17 protein-coding genes and 1 riboswitch are annotated in these 16,071 nt (G+C 73.8%); of the genes, 6 read left to right on the top strand and 11 right to left on the bottom strand.

What is annotated here, in order from left to right:
- Window positions 1-81: 81 nt before the first annotated feature.
- The 3 genes from menD to IEZ06_RS16720 are packed head-to-tail and all read right to left on the bottom strand — an operon-like array spanning window position 82 to window position 2,926.
- A complete protein-coding gene (menD, locus tag IEZ06_RS16730; protein ID WP_189237628.1) occupies window positions 82-1,743 on the bottom strand; it encodes a 2-succinyl-5-enolpyruvyl-6-hydroxy-3-cyclohexene-1-carboxylic-acid synthase in 1,662 nt (553 codons plus the stop codon).
- On the bottom strand, window positions 1,740-2,693 hold the full coding sequence (locus tag IEZ06_RS16725) for an o-succinylbenzoate synthase (protein ID WP_189237627.1): 954 nt from the start codon (window positions 2,691-2,693) through the stop codon (window positions 1,740-1,742). The genes menD and IEZ06_RS16725 overlap by 4 nt, the downstream gene beginning before the upstream one ends.
- Window positions 2,693-2,926, bottom strand: coding sequence for a hypothetical protein (locus IEZ06_RS16720; protein WP_189237626.1), 234 nt, complete (start codon window positions 2,924-2,926; stop codon window positions 2,693-2,695). The genes IEZ06_RS16725 and IEZ06_RS16720 overlap by 1 nt, the downstream gene beginning before the upstream one ends.
- A gap of 215 nt (window positions 2,927-3,141) precedes the next feature.
- On the opposite strand from IEZ06_RS16720, the gene IEZ06_RS16715 reads away from it, so the two are divergent.
- The 3 genes from IEZ06_RS16715 (at window position 3,142) to IEZ06_RS36350 (ending at window position 6,343) form a co-directional block, all read left to right on the top strand.
- Window positions 3,142-4,332 (top strand): AMP-binding protein, encoded by a 1,191-nt coding sequence (locus tag IEZ06_RS16715; protein WP_189237625.1) that lies wholly within the window; start codon window positions 3,142-3,144, stop codon window positions 4,330-4,332.
- A 49-nt stretch (window positions 4,333-4,381) separates the two neighbouring features.
- The gene (locus tag IEZ06_RS16710; RefSeq protein WP_189237624.1) at window positions 4,382-4,729 is read left to right on the top strand and encodes a hypothetical protein; all 348 of its coding nucleotides are present in this window, start codon (window positions 4,382-4,384) and stop codon (window positions 4,727-4,729) included.
- 213 nt (window positions 4,730-4,942) lie between these two features.
- Window positions 4,943-6,343 (top strand): RNA polymerase sigma factor, encoded by a 1,401-nt coding sequence (locus IEZ06_RS36350; RefSeq protein WP_229798262.1) that lies wholly within the window; start codon window positions 4,943-4,945, stop codon window positions 6,341-6,343.
- Window positions 6,344-6,413: 70 nt separating this feature from the next.
- Here IEZ06_RS36350 and IEZ06_RS16700 read toward each other — a convergent pair whose 3' ends face one another.
- Window positions 6,414-6,830 (bottom strand): hypothetical protein, encoded by a 417-nt coding sequence (locus IEZ06_RS16700; RefSeq protein WP_189237623.1) that lies wholly within the window; start codon window positions 6,828-6,830, stop codon window positions 6,414-6,416.
- A 183-nt stretch (window positions 6,831-7,013) separates the two neighbouring features.
- On the opposite strand from IEZ06_RS16700, the gene IEZ06_RS16695 reads away from it, so the two are divergent.
- Both IEZ06_RS16695 and IEZ06_RS16690 read left to right on the top strand, forming a co-directional pair.
- Window positions 7,014-7,607 carry a TetR/AcrR family transcriptional regulator C-terminal domain-containing protein gene (locus tag IEZ06_RS16695; protein WP_189237622.1) on the top strand — a complete coding sequence of 198 codons (594 nt, stop codon included), beginning with the start codon at window positions 7,014-7,016 and terminating at the stop codon, window positions 7,605-7,607.
- Between the two features lie 423 nt (window positions 7,608-8,030).
- A complete protein-coding gene (locus tag IEZ06_RS16690) occupies window positions 8,031-8,222 on the top strand; it encodes a DUF5999 family protein (RefSeq protein ID WP_068900681.1) in 192 nt (63 codons plus the stop codon).
- Window positions 8,223-8,287: 65 nt separating this feature from the next.
- Here IEZ06_RS16690 and IEZ06_RS16685 read toward each other — a convergent pair whose 3' ends face one another.
- Window positions 8,288-8,890: an alpha/beta hydrolase family protein gene (locus IEZ06_RS16685; RefSeq protein ID WP_189237621.1), complete on the bottom strand. Its 603-nt coding sequence runs from the start codon at window positions 8,888-8,890 to the stop codon at window positions 8,288-8,290.
- A gap of 81 nt (window positions 8,891-8,971) precedes the next feature.
- On the opposite strand from IEZ06_RS16685, the gene IEZ06_RS16680 reads away from it, so the two are divergent.
- Entirely contained in the window at window positions 8,972-9,349 is a 378-nt protein-coding gene (locus IEZ06_RS16680; protein ID WP_203872083.1) for a hypothetical protein, read from the top strand.
- Between the two features lie 107 nt (window positions 9,350-9,456).
- On the opposite strand, the gene IEZ06_RS16675 is transcribed toward IEZ06_RS16680, so the two are convergent.
- The 6 genes from IEZ06_RS16675 to IEZ06_RS16650 all read right to left on the bottom strand — a co-directional run bounded on the left by IEZ06_RS16675 (window position 9,457) and on the right by IEZ06_RS16650 (window position 15,992).
- Window positions 9,457-10,239 carry a hypothetical protein gene (locus IEZ06_RS16675; protein WP_189237620.1) on the bottom strand — a complete coding sequence of 261 codons (783 nt, stop codon included), beginning with the start codon at window positions 10,237-10,239 and terminating at the stop codon, window positions 9,457-9,459.
- A gap of 115 nt (window positions 10,240-10,354) precedes the next feature.
- On the bottom strand, window positions 10,355-13,210 hold the full coding sequence (gcvP, locus tag IEZ06_RS16670; RefSeq protein WP_189237619.1) for an aminomethyl-transferring glycine dehydrogenase: 2,856 nt from the start codon (window positions 13,208-13,210) through the stop codon (window positions 10,355-10,357).
- A 161-nt stretch (window positions 13,211-13,371) separates the two neighbouring features.
- Window positions 13,372-13,464, bottom strand: a riboswitch (glycine riboswitch).
- 15 nt (window positions 13,465-13,479) lie between these two features.
- Window positions 13,480-14,100 (bottom strand): MerR family transcriptional regulator, encoded by a 621-nt coding sequence (locus tag IEZ06_RS16665; RefSeq protein WP_068900674.1) that lies wholly within the window; start codon window positions 14,098-14,100, stop codon window positions 13,480-13,482.
- A gap of 144 nt (window positions 14,101-14,244) precedes the next feature.
- Window positions 14,245-14,724 (bottom strand): bifunctional nuclease family protein, encoded by a 480-nt coding sequence (locus IEZ06_RS16660; RefSeq protein WP_153054485.1) that lies wholly within the window; start codon window positions 14,722-14,724, stop codon window positions 14,245-14,247.
- 78 nt (window positions 14,725-14,802) lie between these two features.
- On the bottom strand, window positions 14,803-15,453 hold the full coding sequence (gene ftsR, locus IEZ06_RS16655) for a transcriptional regulator FtsR (protein ID WP_229798260.1): 651 nt from the start codon (window positions 15,451-15,453) through the stop codon (window positions 14,803-14,805).
- A 26-nt stretch (window positions 15,454-15,479) separates the two neighbouring features.
- Window positions 15,480-15,992: a double zinc ribbon and FHA domain-containing protein gene (locus tag IEZ06_RS16650; RefSeq protein ID WP_068900670.1), complete on the bottom strand. Its 513-nt coding sequence runs from the start codon at window positions 15,990-15,992 to the stop codon at window positions 15,480-15,482.
- Window positions 15,993-16,071: the final 79 nt, after the last annotated feature.

Here is a 16,071-nt window from a genome sequence, read left to right as displayed (position 1 = left end):
GGCGTCATCGCCGCGACGCCCGTCGCTGCCTGCGGCGCCGGGAAGCGGGGAGCCGCGCGCGGCTCCTGACCTCTCCCCCGCTCACCCCGCCATGGCCGCGCGGACCGCCGCGCTCGCCGCCTCCCGCATGGTGACGTGCAGCGCCGCGTTGGCCCCGCGCTCCGTGCGCACCTCCACGATCCGCACGCCCTGCCCCCGCAGCGCCTTGTCCAGTTGCCCGGGCTCGCTCACCGCGGTGTACGGCGTGCCGGTGGCCGCGGCCGTGTAGGCCAGGTCCACCCCGTGCCGGGTGCCGAAGACCCGCTCGAACGGATCGCGGAACGCGGCCTGGGGCAGCAGCGAGAAGATCCCGCCCCCGTCGTTGTTCACCACGACCAGGCACAGGTCCGGACGGGGCTCCAGCGGGCCGAGGATCAGCCCGTTCTGGTCGTGCAGGAACGTCAGGTCGCCCATCAGCGCGAACGCCGGGCCGTTGTGGGCCAGTGCCGCGCCCATCGCGGTCGACACCACCCCGTCGATCCCGGCGACGCCCCGGTTGGCCAGGATCCGCAGCCCCCGCCTGGGCCGCATCGCCTGGTCCAGATCGCGGATCGGCATGGAGGAGCCGACCGTCAGCAGCGACCCGTTGGGCAGCAGGTCCGCCAGGTCCCGCGCCAGGCGCGGCTCGCTGAGGCCCGAGTCGTCCAGCACCTCGTCGATCGCCGCCCGGGCCGCCGCGTCGGCGCGGCGCCAGGAGTGCAGCCAGGCGTCGTCACCGGCCGCGATCGGGATCTCCACGGCCTGCGCCACCTGGGTGGCCGAGCGGGTCGGGTCGGGCCAGCGGGTCAGGTCGGGGGCGACCACGACGTGTTCGTCGGCCTGTCCCAACCACCTGAGCAGCGACTTCGACAGACTGGGGCGGCCGAGGGTGACCACCACCTCAGGGCGGTGCGCCTCGGCGAACTCCGGGGTGCTCAGCAGGTGGTGGTAGGCCGACATCGTGTGGTCGCCGTAGCGGGCGCCGCCGTTGGGCTCCGACAGCACCGGCCAGCCCGCCATGCCGGCCGCCGCGACGTACCGGCGCGTGCCGACGGCGCCGTCGCCGACCACCAGCACGCCCCTGCGGGTCTGCGGCAGGTGCAGCGCGACGCCCGGGGGCGCCACCCGCGCGCGGACCCAGGGCCCGTCCGCGCCGCCGTCCAGGGGCTCGCACCAGGAGGCGTCGCCATCGGGGACCAGAGGCTCCCGGAAGGCCAGGTTGAGGTGGACCGGGCCGGGATCGGCGGGACCGAGCGAACGCTGGTAGGCGCGGCACACCAGGGAACGCCAGTAGGCGACCTGGCCGGGCCGCTCCTCGGGGACGCCGACCTCGGCGAACCAGCGGACCGCCGTGCCGTACAGCTTGAGCTGGTCCGCCGTCTGGCTGGCGCCCGTGTCGCGCAGTTCGGGCGGGCGGTCGGCGGTGAGCACCAGCAGCGGCACCCCCGACTCGTGCGCCTCCATGACCGCCGGGTGGAAGTTGGCCGCCGCCGTGCCCGAGGTGCAGACCAGGGCCACCGGGCGCTCGCCGCGCCGGGCCAGGCCCAGGGCCAGGAAGGAGGCCGACCGCTCGTCGATGCGCACGTGCAGCCGGACCCGGCTGTCGGCGTGCACGGCCAGGGCGAGCGGGGCGGAGCGCGAACCGGGCGCGATCACCACGTCCGTGAGGCCGCAGCGCACCAGCTCGTCGACCAGGACGGTCGCGAGCGCGGTCGCGGGGTTCACCGTGCCTCCTTCAGGCGTCGCACCCAGGCGGGTGACTCGATCTCGTAGCGGGACAGGGCCCCCGGGTCCGCCTCGGGGCGCCGCACCGGGAGCGTCCCGTCGACCGGGACGAGCGGCTCGGCCACCACGTCCCCCTCCAGCAGGGACAGCGTGCCCAGACCGCAGGCGTAGGGCAGGTCGGGCAGGGCCGCGGCGAGCGCCACCCCGGCGGCCAGGCCGACGGAGGTCTCCACCGCGCTGGAGACCACGGCGGGCAGCCCGCACGCCTCCACCACCCGCAGCGCGGCCGCCACACCGCCGAGCGGCTGCACCTTCACCACCGCGATGTCGGCCGCCTCCGCCGCCCGCACCTTCAGCGGGTCCTCCGCGCGCCGGATCGACTCGTCGGCCGCGACCGGCACCTCGACCCGTCTGCGGACCCGGGCCAGTTCGTCCAGGGTCGCGCAGGGCTGCTCGGCGTACTCCAGGCCGAAGCGGCGGTCGAGCTCGGTGATCCGGGCCACCGCCTCATCGACGTCCCAGGCTCCGTTGGCGTCCACCCGGATCCGGCCCGCCGCGCCGAGCGCGTCGCGTACGGCCTCGACCCTGGCCAGGTCGTCGGCGAAGGCCTGGCCCCGCTCGGCGACCTTCACCTTGACCGTGCCGCAGCGGGCCCGCCGTACCATCGCGCGGGCCTGCTCTGGGCCGACGGCGGGCACGATGGCGTTGACCGGGATCCGGTCGCGCAGCGGCGCGGGCCAGCCGGTGAAGGCCGCCTCCTCGGCGCAGGCGCGCCAGCGGGCGCACTCGGCCGGGCCGTACTCGGGGAAGGGCGAGAACTCACCCCACCCGGCGGGGCCCCTCAGCAGCACCCCCTCGCGAGCGGTCTGCCCGCGGAAGCGGGTCCGCATCGGGATCCGGAACACCCGGAGCTCCGCCGTCTCCGGTGCCCCGGATCCTCTGGCGCCCATTACGGCCGACGCGGAGACGCGCCGAAGCCGGGCGCCCGCTCCTCCTCGGACACGTCGCGACCCCGGCGGACCCGCCCGCCCGTGCCGGCCGGGCCCCGCCGCAGGGCGGTCCGCGCACCGCACCGGGAGACGCCACGGCGTTCCGGCCGGTCGACCGCGATCTTCGCGGTCTCCTCAGCGGCCTCGCGGACGACGTCCTCGTAGTCATCCGACCGCTTCCAGCCGACCGTCACGATCGTCTCGCCCCTTCCCCCGCGCCGACCCCTCGGTCGTCGTCCGGCTCATCGGCACTAACCTTACCGAAGGTCCGCACAGGGCCTCTGCCTGCGGGTCGAGGATGAATGCGGGCCCGTCAGGGGATGACCCGCCGCCAGGCGGAACATCCCGAGCATGGTGACGGTCGATGGAATTCCGCCGTTCACCCTTCTGGATCATGGATCTCCAGCCAATGCGTTCGATTCCGAAGCGGGCAGGCGGCCGGGAGCTGCACGCCGTGACCCTGCCGCCGGGGCCCGCGCTGTTCCACGCGGTCGCCGCGGCGCTCGACGACAGCGGTCCCGCGGGCCCCGCGATCCTGCCCCTGCCTCCGAACCTGCCCGGCCCCGCGCTGCGGGCGACGCTGGAGGCCCTGCGCCCGGCCCTGCTGGACGGCGTACGGCAGGCCGGGGGCGAGCCCGTCCCCCCGGAGGTGGCCGTGGTGATCGCCACCAGCGGCACCACCGGCGTCCCCAAGGGCGTGCAGCTGTCCGCCGCCGCGCTGCGCGCCTCAGCCTCGGCCTCCCTGGAGCGGCTGGGCGCCCGGCCCGGTGAGCGGTGGCTCTGCTGCCTGCCGCCCTCGCACGTCTCCGGCCTGCAGGTGCTGGTCAGGTCCCTGCTGGGGGGGACCGAGCCGGTCGTCCACGACGGCTTCTCCGCCGAGGCCGTGCTCGCCTCGGGGGCCGCCCACGTCTCGCTGGTCCCGACCCAGTTGCGCCGCCTCCTCACCGTCTCGGCGGACCTGTCGGCGTTCCGGACGATCCTGCTCGGCGGGGCGGCCGCTCCCCCGGGACTGCTGGACGAGGCCCGGGCGGCCGGCGCCCGGATCGTCACCACCTACGGCATGAGCGAGACCTGCGGCGGCTGCGTCTACGACGGCCGCCCCCTCGGCGGTGTGGACCTGCGGATCGGCGGCGGCTCCCAGGACGGCCGGATCCGCATCGCCGGGCCCGTCCTCTTCTCCGGCTACCGGCTCCGGCCCGACCTGACCGCTGCGGCCCGCGACGGCGACTGGTTCGTCACCTCCGACCTCGGCACGCTGGAGGACGGCCGGCTGCGGGTGCTGGGCCGGGCCGACGACGTGATCAACACCGGCGGGGAGAAGGTCGTCGCGGCGGCCGTGGCGGCCGTCGTGGCCGAGCACCCGGCGGTCGCCGACGCCGCGGTGGTCGGCCGCCCGGACCCCGAGTGGGGCGAACGGGTGGTCGCCGTCGTGGTCTCCTCCGCTCCCCCGTCGCTGGCCGGGCTGCGCGCCTTCGTCAAGGAGCGGCTGCCCGCCCACGCGGCCCCGGCCGAGCTGGTCGTCATGCCCGAGATACCGCTTCTGCCCAACGGCAAGCCGGACCTGGCCGCGCTCCGTCGTGCTCTGCGGGGGGAACCGTGAGGGGCTCCCGGACGTCGAAGAGATGACGCGAGCAGGAAGGACGAGCCCGATGAAGCCAACCCGCAAGACGTGGGTCTCCGCCGGAGTCGTCGCCGTGGTCCTCACCGGCGGCGTGTCCGTCGCGGCGGCCGCCTCCGCGGGCGGGGCCGGACGGGCGGGTGGACCCGTGCCCGCGATCGAGCCGAACGAGCCGGTCCCCGCAGGATCGGCTCCGCCGTCCGCCCCGGTCCCGCCCGCCTCGCCGGAGCGGACCGCCCCCGCGGAGGACTTCGTGGTCTCCAAGGAGGTCAATCCCGAACCCGAGAAGGTCGCGCGCTACTGGACCGAGCACCGGATGGAGGAGGCCCGGCCGATGCCGATGCCGGTGGTCGAGGGCCCGGCCGGCCCGACCGGGTAGGCGGCTGGGGGCGGCCGTGACGGGACTTCGATGGGATGGGCCGGTTGAAACCGGCCCATCCCATCATATTTTCCCCGTCAAGTCGGGAACAGAAAGGTCGTCGGCGGGGTTATTGGTACTGGTGCGCTGAGCGGTCCCCCGGCCGCCCCACCCGCAACGTGTCAACGCCCACAACCTGCAAACAGACGACTCCGTAACGGAGGAGGTGTCCTCATGCCCCAAACCGCCGCCGCGACCTCGACCGAGGCCCCGACGACCCTCGAGCAGCTCCTTGACCGAGGGCGAGTTCAGGGTCACCTTTCTCTCGCGGAGCTGCGTCACGCCTTCGCCGACGCGGGCATCAGCCCGGCCGAGGGCCGCACGATCCTGCGCGAGCTCACCGAGGCGGGCGTGAGCCTGGCCGCCGAGGACGAGCCCACGCTCGCCGCGGCCACCAAGAAGGCCGCGGCCAAGACCGCCGCCCGCAAGACGGCGGCCCGCAAGGTCTCTCCGCGCACGGCCAGGGCCGCCGGCGGGAGGACCGCCGAGAAGAAGACCGCGGCCGCCCCGCAGGACGCCCCTTCGGACAAGGCCGCGCCGGGACCGGACGACGAGCCGGAGAACCTCGAGGCGAAGCTGGCGGAGGAGGGCTGGACCGCCCCCGACGAGGCGGAGCTCGAGGCCGAGGTGGAGCAGGCGGCGGCGGACCTGGACGACCAGTCGTCGGTCATGGGCGACTCGGTGCACACCTACCTCAAGTCGATCGGCCGCCGCACGCTGCTCACCGCCGCCCAGGAGGTCGAGCTCGCCAAGCGGATCGAGGCCGGCCTGTACGCCGAGGCCAAGCTGGAGTCCGAGCCCGGCCTGCCCGCCGACGTCCGCGACGACCTGGAGTGGGTCGCCGAGGACGGCCGCCGTGCCAAGGACCACATGCTGGAGGCCAACCTCCGGCTCGTCGTCTCCGTCGCCAAGAAGTACACCGACCGCGGCATGGCCCTGCTCGACGTGGTCCAGGAGGGCAATCTCGGCCTGATCCGCGCGGTGGAGAAGTTCGACTACACCAAGGGCTACAAGTTCTCCACCTACGCCATGTGGTGGATCAGGCAGGCCATCCAGCGCGGTTTCGCCGACTCGGCCCGCACCATCCGCCTGCCCGTGCACGTGCTGGAGATGCTGTCCAAGCTCTCCCGCGTCGAGCGCGACATGCACCAGCGGCTGGGCCGCGAGCCCACGCCCGAGGAGCTGGCGGTCGAGCTGGACAGGACCCCCGACCAGATCGAGGAGCTGCTGCGCACCAGCCGCCAGCCGCTCAGCCTCAACGCCACCATCGGCGAGGACGGCGAGACCACCATCGGCGACCTCATCGAGGACGTCGACTCCCCGGAGGCCTCCGAGGTGGTGGACCGCCAGCTGCTGGGCGAGCAGCTGCGCGGCGTGCTCGGCAACCTCTCTCCCCGGGAGGCCCGCATCATGGCCCTGCGCTTCGGCCTCGTCGACGGCAAGCCCCACACCCTCGACGAGATCGGCAAGCACCTCGGCCTGACCCGGGAGCGCATCCGCCAGCTGGAGAAGGAGTCCCTGTCCAAGCTGCGCCACCCGAGCAACACCCGGCCGCTGCTCGACTGGGCCAGCTGAGCCCCTCGAGACGCGCGAGCCCCGGTACGGTCCGGCCGTACCGGGGCTCGGCGCGTCCGGCGCCCGGACCTCAGGGCGTGGTGCCCGCGCGGTTGGCGGTGCCGACGGGGAGCACGTCACGCGGCATGTCGACGAGGCGGTTGCGCTCACGCAGCGTGCGCAGGCGCTCGACCTCGGTGGTCCACTCGGCTCCCCTGGGGGTCGCCCTGCCCTTGCGGCGGCGGAGCCGGTCGTCGTAGGACCTGACGCCGAAGGCCACCCGCTGGTTGGCCTCGGCGGCGCGCAGCGCCTCGGTCAGGGCCTTGTCCAGGACCAGGGCGGCGGCCCGCCGCTCGGTGGAGGAGGTCGTGGCGGCCTGCACCTCGCGCAGCGCGGCCTCGGCCAGGCGGGCCTTCCGCAGAAGCTCGGGGAAGCTCTTCCCGACCTCCTGGTCAGCGTGGTAGCGAACCTCCGCCTCCCGGCTCACTCGCGGTCGGAAAAACGCCATCTTCTACCCTCTCTCGCCTGACTGCCCGGCTGGTGACAGCGGTTAGCCTACGCCGTCCGGCGCGGGCCCTCGTACTCAGGGGAGGGCGGCGCACCGCGCGGGCGGCACCGGCGCGGCGGACGCGCCACGCCGGAACCGGCGACTTCCTTTACACAGTAAGGCAGCTGGTGGCAGGATGGCTCCATGCCAGCCAAGCGACCACCGATCCCCCTGTCCAGGGAGCGCATCATCGAGGCGGCCCTGCACATCGCCGACAGCCAGGGGCTGCGGCGGCTGACCATGCGGCGTCTGGGCGACGCGCTCCAGGTGGAGGCGATGGCCATCTACCACCACCTGCCCCGCGGCAAGGACGCGCTGATGGACGCCCTGGCCGAGCACGTCACCACCGTCCACGTGGAGCCGGGCGGCGACTGGCGGGAGACCGCGCGCGAATGGTGCCGGGCGAGCCGTGCCGCGCTGCGGGAGCACCCCGGGGTGCTCGCCCTCGCGCTGACCAAGCCGCCCAAGGGGCAGGCCGCGATGGCCGTGCGGGAGCAGATCGAGCAGCTGGCCGAGGCGGGGCTGCCGGACGCGTCCCAGGCCGTGCGGGCGCTGCGCGCCTACGTCTTCGGCGCGGTGGCGGTGGAGGTCCAGCAGTCGAGCTGGGCCGAGCCCGCCGGCCCGGACGACGACGCCGAGCCGTGGCTGCCGCCCTCCAGGGGCGGCGGCAGCGCGGCGGCCGACGCGGATTTCGAGCGGGGACTCGACGCCCTGCTGGCCGGCCTGACCCGCGGCTGACCGTCCCGGGCCGGCGCGGAAGGCCCGGGACGCGGAAGGCGGCTCCGGCCGGGTCTCCGGTTCGCAACCGATCGTTTACACAATCTCCGGCGTGTCGCACTTGGCCGGTTATCGGGTGATGCGGCACGCTGTGTCATAGGTCACACAGCGGTGTCATAGGTCACGTCCCCGGCTGGGACCGAAGGGCCACTTCCAATGGCCCTCAAACGGTCCTAACTGACTATGTCGCACGGGTGTGACCCGTCGCACACTTGAGTTGTCCAGTGTGCGCGCCTCACCCCGTTCGAGGCGCGCACCGTCATATGCCAACCGCAAACGCTCGTCCCCCGTCATACGTGGGAACGGGGTCCCGTCGGTGACGGTGTCCGCCGATCGCCGACGTCGACCCCGGCGAGCCGACACGAGAGATCTGGAGGCACGCCGATGTGCCCGCACGAGCCGTCCTGCCCTTCCGCCGATGGGCCGGGCCGCGAGGCCGCCCGCACCGTGGTCGCCCACCCCGAGCAGGGGTGGAGCCTTCTCTGCAACGGCGTGGTGCTGTTCGAGGACACCGGTGAGCTGCTGCCCGACGGTGCCGTCATCGAGCCGCACCGCCCCTTGGCCGGCGTCTCCTGAGCATCCGCGTCGCCCGGGGCGGGCCGCGCTCCACCTGATCGGCGCCGGGTCCGCGCTCTGCCCGATCAGCGCCGGGTCCGCGCTCCGGCGTCGAGCCACCCGGCCACGGCCTCGCCCACCCGGGCGGGGTCCTTCTTCAGGTCGTGTCCCTCCCCCGGCAGCACGACCAGGCGTGCGACGTCCTCCGCCTCCGGCATGCCGAAGGGGTCCCGGTCCCCGCTGACCGCCAGCACGTCCACGCCCGCAGCGCGCAGTTCCTGCGCGCGGGAGCGCTCCGGCCTGCCCGGAGGGTGCAGCGGGAAGGCCAGTGCGACGACCGCCTCGGCCCCCACCGCGCCCGCCGTACGGCAGGCCACCCTGGCCCCGTTGCTCCGCCCGCCCTGCACCATCGGCAGGCCGGGGTGACTCCGGCGGAGCTCCGCCACCGCGGCCGCCCACGCCTCGTCCTGCTTGACCGCCGAGCCCGGCGCCCGCGCACCGCGCAACCGGAACGGCTGCGTCACCCTGGCGACCAGGCCGCCGATCCCCAGCACGGCGTCCCGTACGGCCAGCAGGTCCGGCGCGTCCACTCCCCCGGCCGAGCCGTGCGTGAGGACCAGTAGGAACCGGGGGTCCGGAACCGGGTCGATCTCGGCCCGCGCAGGGCCGTGCGGCGTCACGATCTCCATGGGGGAACGCTACCGGTGCCGTCCGCGGATCTCGTCCTCATGACCGATGCCATGCCCCCGCGCAGGGTGCAGACTGGGAACGTGCAGGAAAACCACGACATCCGCCAGGACATGCGCGCCACCCTCGACGCCCGGCGCGAACTGGGCCCCGAGTACGAAACGGCGCTCGTCGAGTCGTTCGTCGAGCGGCTCGACGCGACCATCGCCGCCCGCGTGCGGGCCGAGGTCCATGCCACCGGCTCCTCGCCGTACGGACCGCCCCCCAAGAAGCAGCGCAGGAGCGGTGATTCGTCGGCCACGATCGCGCTGGGCTCGCTGGGCATCGGCATCCCGCTGACCGGCATCGCCGCGGGCGAGGCCGGGGTCGCCGGACTGCTGCTCGCCTGGGGCGGCATCATCGCGGTCAACCTCGCCCACGCGCTGGGCAACTGGCGCCGCCGCGACTACCGCGACTACTGATCCGGTCGCCCCCTCCGGGGCCGTGCCGTCCGCGGAGGGGTGGTCCCGCGGGAGGATCGGCCACCGGGCCGGCGGCCCGGCCCCGAGCGGTCACGGTCCGCCCGCGCTCACAGGTCGCGGTCGCGGCGCAGCCGGACCTGGGCGGCCAGCCGCTCGTCGGCGTGGCCGAGGCCGTAGCCCCACACCCGCTCGGCGTCCTCGTCGCGCCCGCGCAGCGGGAGGGTCCGGGCCAGGAGCTCGATGGCCAGCGCGCTCGTCTCGACGTCGCCGCCCTCCTCCACCGCCCCCTCGAACTCCGCGCACGCCAGTTCCAGGTGCGCCACACCGAGCAGCACCCGCAGCCGCGGCGGATCGGCCACGTCCGGCACCGCCAGCGCCTCCAGGAGCACGTCGGCCGCCTCGCCGGGCTCCCCCTCCTCCAGGAGGAACTCCGCCAGCCGCTGGGCCGCCCGGGAGGCGATCTCGGGGTCCCCGGTGGCCAGGGCGGCCCGCAGCGCCTCCTCCGCCTCCCTCTCGTCCGCGGCCAGCCGGGCCAGGGCCATGTGCGCCAGCGGCGCGTAGCCGGGGTTCCCGAGCCCCAGGGCGGCCTGCCAGGCCGCCCTGGCCTGATCGGTCAGGTCCTCGCTCTCGAAGCTCTCGGCGAGCAGGCAGGCCGCCTGTGCGGCGAACTCCGGATGACCGGTCGCCAGCGCGGTGCGCGCGGCGGCGCGGGCCCCCGGCACGTCCCCCCGCTCCTGGAGCACCACGGCCAGCCCCACCGCCGCCTGGGCCCGGTCGGGCCCGTCGGCTTCGGCCGCCAGCTCGGCGAGGATCGCGGCGGCGCCGTCCAGGTCGCCGTCCTCGGCCAGCCTGCGCGCGACCTCCAGGGGGTGTGTGTCGACGTCCGGCATTCAAGATCCTCCCCGGGTAAGGAACGGCCCCGAGCCTAACGACTCGGGGCCGTCCGCGTCTTCGCATACGCGGTGATCCGTGCGGCTTGCGCGGGCGGGCCGTACGGCGGGCGGGTCAGTCCTCGTACGCCTCCAGCGGCGGGCAGGAGCAGACGAGGTTGCGGTCGCCGTAGGCCTGGTCGATGCGGCGCACCGGCGACCAGTACTTGCCCTCGCGCAGCGACGGCACCGGGTAGGCGGCCTCGGTGCGGGTGTAGGCGTGGGGCCACTCGTCGGCGGCGACGCAGTCGGCGGTGTGCGGCGCGTTGCGCAGCGGGTTGTCGGTCCGGTCGTAGGCCCCCGAGGCGACCTTCCCGATCTCCTCCCGGATCGCGATCATCGCGTCGCAGAACCGGTCGAGCTCGGCCAGGTCCTCGCTCTCGGTCGGCTCGATCATCAGCGTCCCGGCCACCGGGAAGGACATGGTCGGCGCGTGGAAGCCGTAGTCGACCAGGCGCTTGGCCACGTCGTCGACGGTGACGCCGGTCTCCTTGGTGATCTGGCGCAGGTCGACGATGCACTCGTGGGCGACCAGCCCGCCCCGGCCGGTGTACAGGACCGGGTAGTGCGGGGCCAGCCGGCGGGCCAGGTAGTTGGCCGACAGGATGGCCTGCTCGGTCGCGGCCTTGAGGCCCTCGCCGCCCATCATCCGGATGTAGGCCCAGGAGATCGGCAGGATGCCGGCCGAGCCGTACGGCGCGGCGGAGACCGGGCCGACCGCCGAACCCTCGCGCAGCGGGTGGCCGGGCAGGTAGTCGGCGAGGTGGGCGCGGACCGCGACCGGGCCGACGCCGGGACCGCCGCCGCCGTGCGGGATGCAGAAGGTCTTGTGCAGGTTCAGGTGGGAGACGTCGGCCCCGAACTCGCCGGGCTTGGCCAGGCCGACCAGGGCGTTGAGGTTGGCGCCGTCGACGTAGACCTGGCCGCCGGCCTCGTGGACCAGCTCGCAGACCCGGGTGATGCCCTCCTCGTACACGCCGTGCGTGGACGGGTAGGTGACCATGATCGCGGCGAGCCGATCGCGGTGCGCCTCGATCTTGGCGGTCAGGTCGTCGAGGTCGACGTTGCCGTCGTCGTCGCAGGCGACCACGACCACCTTCATGCCCGCCATGACGGCGCTGGCGGCGTTGGTGCCGTGCGCCGAGGACGGGATGAGGCAGACCTCGCGCCCGGCCTCGCCCCGGGCCCGGTGGTAGGCGCGGATGGCCAGCAGGCCGGCGAACTCGCCCTGGGAGCCGGCGTTGGGCTGGATCGACACGGCGTCGTAGCCGGTGACCTCGGCCAGCCAGCGCTCCAGCTCCCTGATCAGCTCCAGGTAGCCCTCGGCCTGGTCTGAGGGGGCGTACGGGTGCAGGCCGGCGAACTCCGGCCAGGTGATCGGCTCCATCTCGGTGGTCGCGTTGAGCTTCATGGTGCAGGAGCCCAGCGGGATCATCGACCGGTCGAGCGCGACGTCCTTGTCCTGGAGCCGGCGCAGGTAGCGCAGGAGCGCGGTCTCGGAGCGGTGGGCGTGGAAGACCGGGTGGGTGAGGTAGTCGCTCGTGCGGAGCAGCTCGGCGGGGAGCGCGTCGTGCGCGGCGGCGTCCAGGTCGGCCAGGACCGCGCCGCTGACCTCGAAGGCGGCCAGGACCTGCTCCAGGTGGAGCAGCTCGGTCCTCTCGTCGCAGCTGACGCCCACGTGGTCGGCGTCGACCAGGCGGAGGTTGACCCCGTTGTCGCGGGCGGTCGCGACGATCCGCTCCGCGCGGCCGGGCACCCGGGCGAGCACGGTGTCGAAGAAGACGTCGTGCACGACCTCCACGCCGCCCTGGCGCAGGCCCTCGGCGAGCACCACGGCGAGCCGGTGCACGCGCCGGGCGATCCGGCGCAGGCCGTCGGGACCGTGGTGGACGGCGTACATGCCGGCGATCACGGCGAGCAGCACCTGCGCGGTGCAGATGTTGCTGGTGGCCTTCTCCCGGCGGATGTGCTGCTCGCGGGTCTGCAGCGCGAGCCGGTAGGCGGGGCGCCCGTCGGCGTCCTGGGAGACGCCGACCAGCCGGCCGGGCATCTGCCGCTGGAGGCCCTCGCGGACCGCCATGTAGGCCGCGTGCGGGCCGCCGAAGCCGAGCGGGACGCCGAACCGCTGGGAGGAGCCGATCGCGATGTCCGCACCGAGCTCGCCGGGCGGGGTGAGCACCGTCAGGGCCAGCAGGTCGGCGGCGGCCACGACCTGGGCGCCGCGGGCGCGGGCGGCCTCGGCGACCGCGCGGAAGTCGCGGACCCGGCCGCTCGCGCCGGGGTACTGCACCAGGACGCCGAAGCACTCGGGGAGCTGTCCGGACAGGTCGCTCTCGACCAGCTCGATGCCGAGCGGCTCGGCGCGGGTGCGCAGCACGGCCTTGGTCTGCGGCAGCGCGTCGGCGTCGACCACGAACACGTCCGACTTCGCCCGGCCGGCGCGGCGGGCCAGGGTCATCGCCTCGGCCGCGGCGGTGGCCTCGTCCAGCAGGGAGGCGCCGGCGATGTCGAGCCCGGTGAGGTCGGAGACGACGGTCTGGAAGTTGAGCAGGGCCTCCAGCCGGCCCTGGGAGATCTCCGGCTGGTAGGGCGTGTACGCGGTGTACCAGCCGGGGTTCTCCAGCAGGTTTCGGCGGATGACCGCGGGGGTGACCGTGTCGTGGTAGCCGAGGCCGATCATCGAGGTGAGCACGGTGTTGCGGGCGGCCAGCGCGCGCAGCTCCCCGATCGCCTCGGTCTCGCTCGCCGCCGAGGGCAGCTCCAGCCGGTCCGCGGAGCGGATCACTTCGGGCACGGCCACCGCGGTCAGGTCGGCGACGGAGGCGAATCCGACCGCCTCCAGCATGCGGGTCTGGTCGGCGTCGTCGGGCCCGATGTGGCGGGTGGCGAACGGCGGGGGAGCGAGCTCGCTGAGGGGTGACAGGTCGGTCATGGGAAGCCTCCCGAGGCGGTGGAGACCGGCGCTGGGCGCGGGCGTACGGGCCGGATCTCCCCCTCTGTCATCTCGACCTGAGAGCTTCACCTGCCCCTGGCGGGGAGGCTTTCACCGTCGGTGAGACGCGCCTGGCGGACGCACCTGCTTTCCAGAGTTGCCTCGTCCGTGCGGTACAGGGTGCCTGAGAGATTCCGGGGAGGTTGCTCCTTCGGCGCCCCGATCATGGTCGGGGTCTCTCCCGCACAGGGTCGTCAGCGAGACCAACTTTACCCCGTGCGCCGAGCCTGCCGACGGCGGGCCAGCTCATCGCCGGGGTGATCGCCTAAAGGGCCTTCGTCGCTCTCCGCACGCTCGCCGGGGAGCTCCGCCAGGGAGCCCTCCACCTCCTGCCAGACCCGGCCCAGGGCGATGCCGAACACGCCCTGGCCGCCCTGGAGCAGGTCGATGACCTCGTCGGGCGAGGTGCACTCGTAGACGCTGGCCCCGTCGCTCATCAGGGTGATCTGGGCCAGGTCGCCGGCCCCGCGGGAGCGCAGGTGGTGCACGGCGATCCGGATCTGCTGCAGGGAGACGCCCGTGTCGAGCAGGCGTTTGACGACCTTGAGCACCAGGATGTCGCGGAAGCCGTACAGCCGCTGGGTGCCGGAGCCGTGCGCGGCCCTGACCGTGGGCTCGACCAGCCCGGTACGCGCCCAGTAGTCCAGCTGCCGGTAGGTGATCCCGGCAGCGGTGCAGGCCGTGGGGCCTCGATAGCCGACGTCGGCGGGCGGGCTCACCGGTCGCCCGTCGAACAGCAGGCCTTCTTCTCCGGCGCGCTGGCGCGCCGACCGGCGCCGCCCCGGATCATCCTGGCCGGCCGCCTTTCCTTCGCCGCTGCTGACCGCCACTGCGGACCTCCGGCTTTCTCTCATCCCATGGCCTGATCTGGGGGTTTGTACACGGCCACAGGTTCACTCGCACCGTAAGACTGGGATCTGCCTCAGTCAACGACCCCACTCGGCGCGTCGTGAAGCGTAAATGCACCGAAATTCCTACCCCGCACGGCCGAAGTCCTCCGGCGAGATCTGGTCAAGGAACTCCCTGAACTTCTCCACCTCGTCCTCCTGCCCCTCCTGGTCCTCGGGGATGATCACTCCGGCCTCCCTGACCACGTCCTCGCTGGCGAAGATGCGGGCGCCGGTGCGCAGGGCCAGGGCGATGGAGTCCGACGGCCGGGCGCTCACCTCGGCGCCGTTGGAGAACACCAGGTCCGCGAAGAAGATCCCCTCCCGGAGCGCGACGATGTTCACCGTGGTCAGCCGGACACCGAGCGCGTCGATGACGTCACGGAACAGGTCGTGCGTGAGCGGCCGGGGCGGCGGCTCCTCGGCCTGCGCCATGGCGATCGCGGTCGCCTCGGTCATCCCGATCCAGATCGGCAGGTAGCGCTCCCCGTGTGCCTCCTTCAGCAGGACGATCGGCTGGTTGGAGGGCATCTCGACCCGGACGCCCACGACCTCCATCTGCAACACGGGCTGCTCCGTTTTCGCTGGGTTCAACCGTTTCATTCAACGTAACACCCGCGGGGGCGCGGGCGCCCGGTCAGGCCCTCACCGGCCCAGGACCCCACGAACACCGGAACGCAGCAGGGAGGCGTGCAATTCCAGCAGCAGGCCGGAGATCTCCCTGGCGGTCTCGTCCGCCCGGTCGATCGCACCGGGCGCGCGACGGCGCAGCAGCGGCGCGACGGCCTGCTCCACGAGCCCGGCCTCCCGCTCGGCGGCGGCCCTGACCGCCCTCAGGTGGCGGGCCCGGAGGCCGAAGGCGGACAGCGCGCCGACGCTGCGGGCCACGGCCAGCGCCTCGGCGTCGTAGTGCCGGGCCACGGCCGCCAGCAGTCCGTAGTCCTCGAGCTCGGCCAGGGTCTCCTCGTCGATCTCGGCGGCGGCCAGGAGCTCCTCGCGGCTGAGCCGGACCTCCGGCTGCGCCTCCGAGGGCACGGCGCGCGGCCGGGCGACGGGCCGCTCCTCGCGGTCGGCCTCCTCCAGCCGATCCTTGATCACCCGCAGCGGCAGGTAGCGGTCGCGCTGCTCGCTGAGGATGTAGCGGAGCCGCTCGACGTCGGCGTAGGTGAACTTGCGGTAGCCGGAGGGACTGCGCTCCGGCTCGATCAACCCCTCGCCCTCCAAGAAACGGATCTTGGAGATGCTGACGTCGGGGAACTCGCCCTGCAGCAGGGCGAGCACCTCCCCGATGCTCATGTGCGCACGAGCGGCCTGCGGGCTCATCATCCTCCAGCGGCGCCGCGGGTGAGGAACACCAGGCGGAACTTGCCGATCTGCACCTCGTCACCGCCGTAGAGCGGGACCTCCTCGATCCGCTCGCGGTTGACGTAGGTGCCGTTGAGGCTGCCCACGTCACGGACGGTGAACACGCCTCCGCCGCGCCGGTAGAACTCCACGTGGCGCCGCGAGACGGTGATGTCGTCCAGGAAGATGTCGCTCTCCGGGTGGCGGCCCACGGTGGTGAGGTCACTGTCCAGCAGGAAGCGACTGCCGGCGTTGGGTCCGCGCTGGACGACGAGCAGGGCCGTGCCCGGGGGCAGCTGCTCGACGGCCTGCCGCTCGGCGAGGAGCGCCTCCCCTGTCTCCGCCTCGTAGGCCTCGATCCCGGAGAGGGAGATCGTCGACGTGCTGTCTCCGGGTGTCTCGGCTCTGGTCAGCGGCGACCCGCAGCGAGAACAGAAACGCGCGTCCTCGGGGTTGGCATGACCGCACTGCGTGCAGTAGACGCTCGGCATCGATCGGCTCGGCCTCCTACCGCGAAGGCGCGGCAACGGTGCTCGGGGATGCGCGCCTCGCTTCTTCGCTTCTCAAGTG

This window comes from Planomonospora antibiotica (genome assembly GCF_014647955.1).
Lineage (GTDB): Bacteria > Actinomycetota > Actinomycetes > Streptosporangiales > Streptosporangiaceae > Planomonospora > Planomonospora parontospora.
The sequence above is the reverse complement of the archived record's forward strand: the minus strand, read 5'-3'. Positions and strand labels throughout refer to the sequence as shown.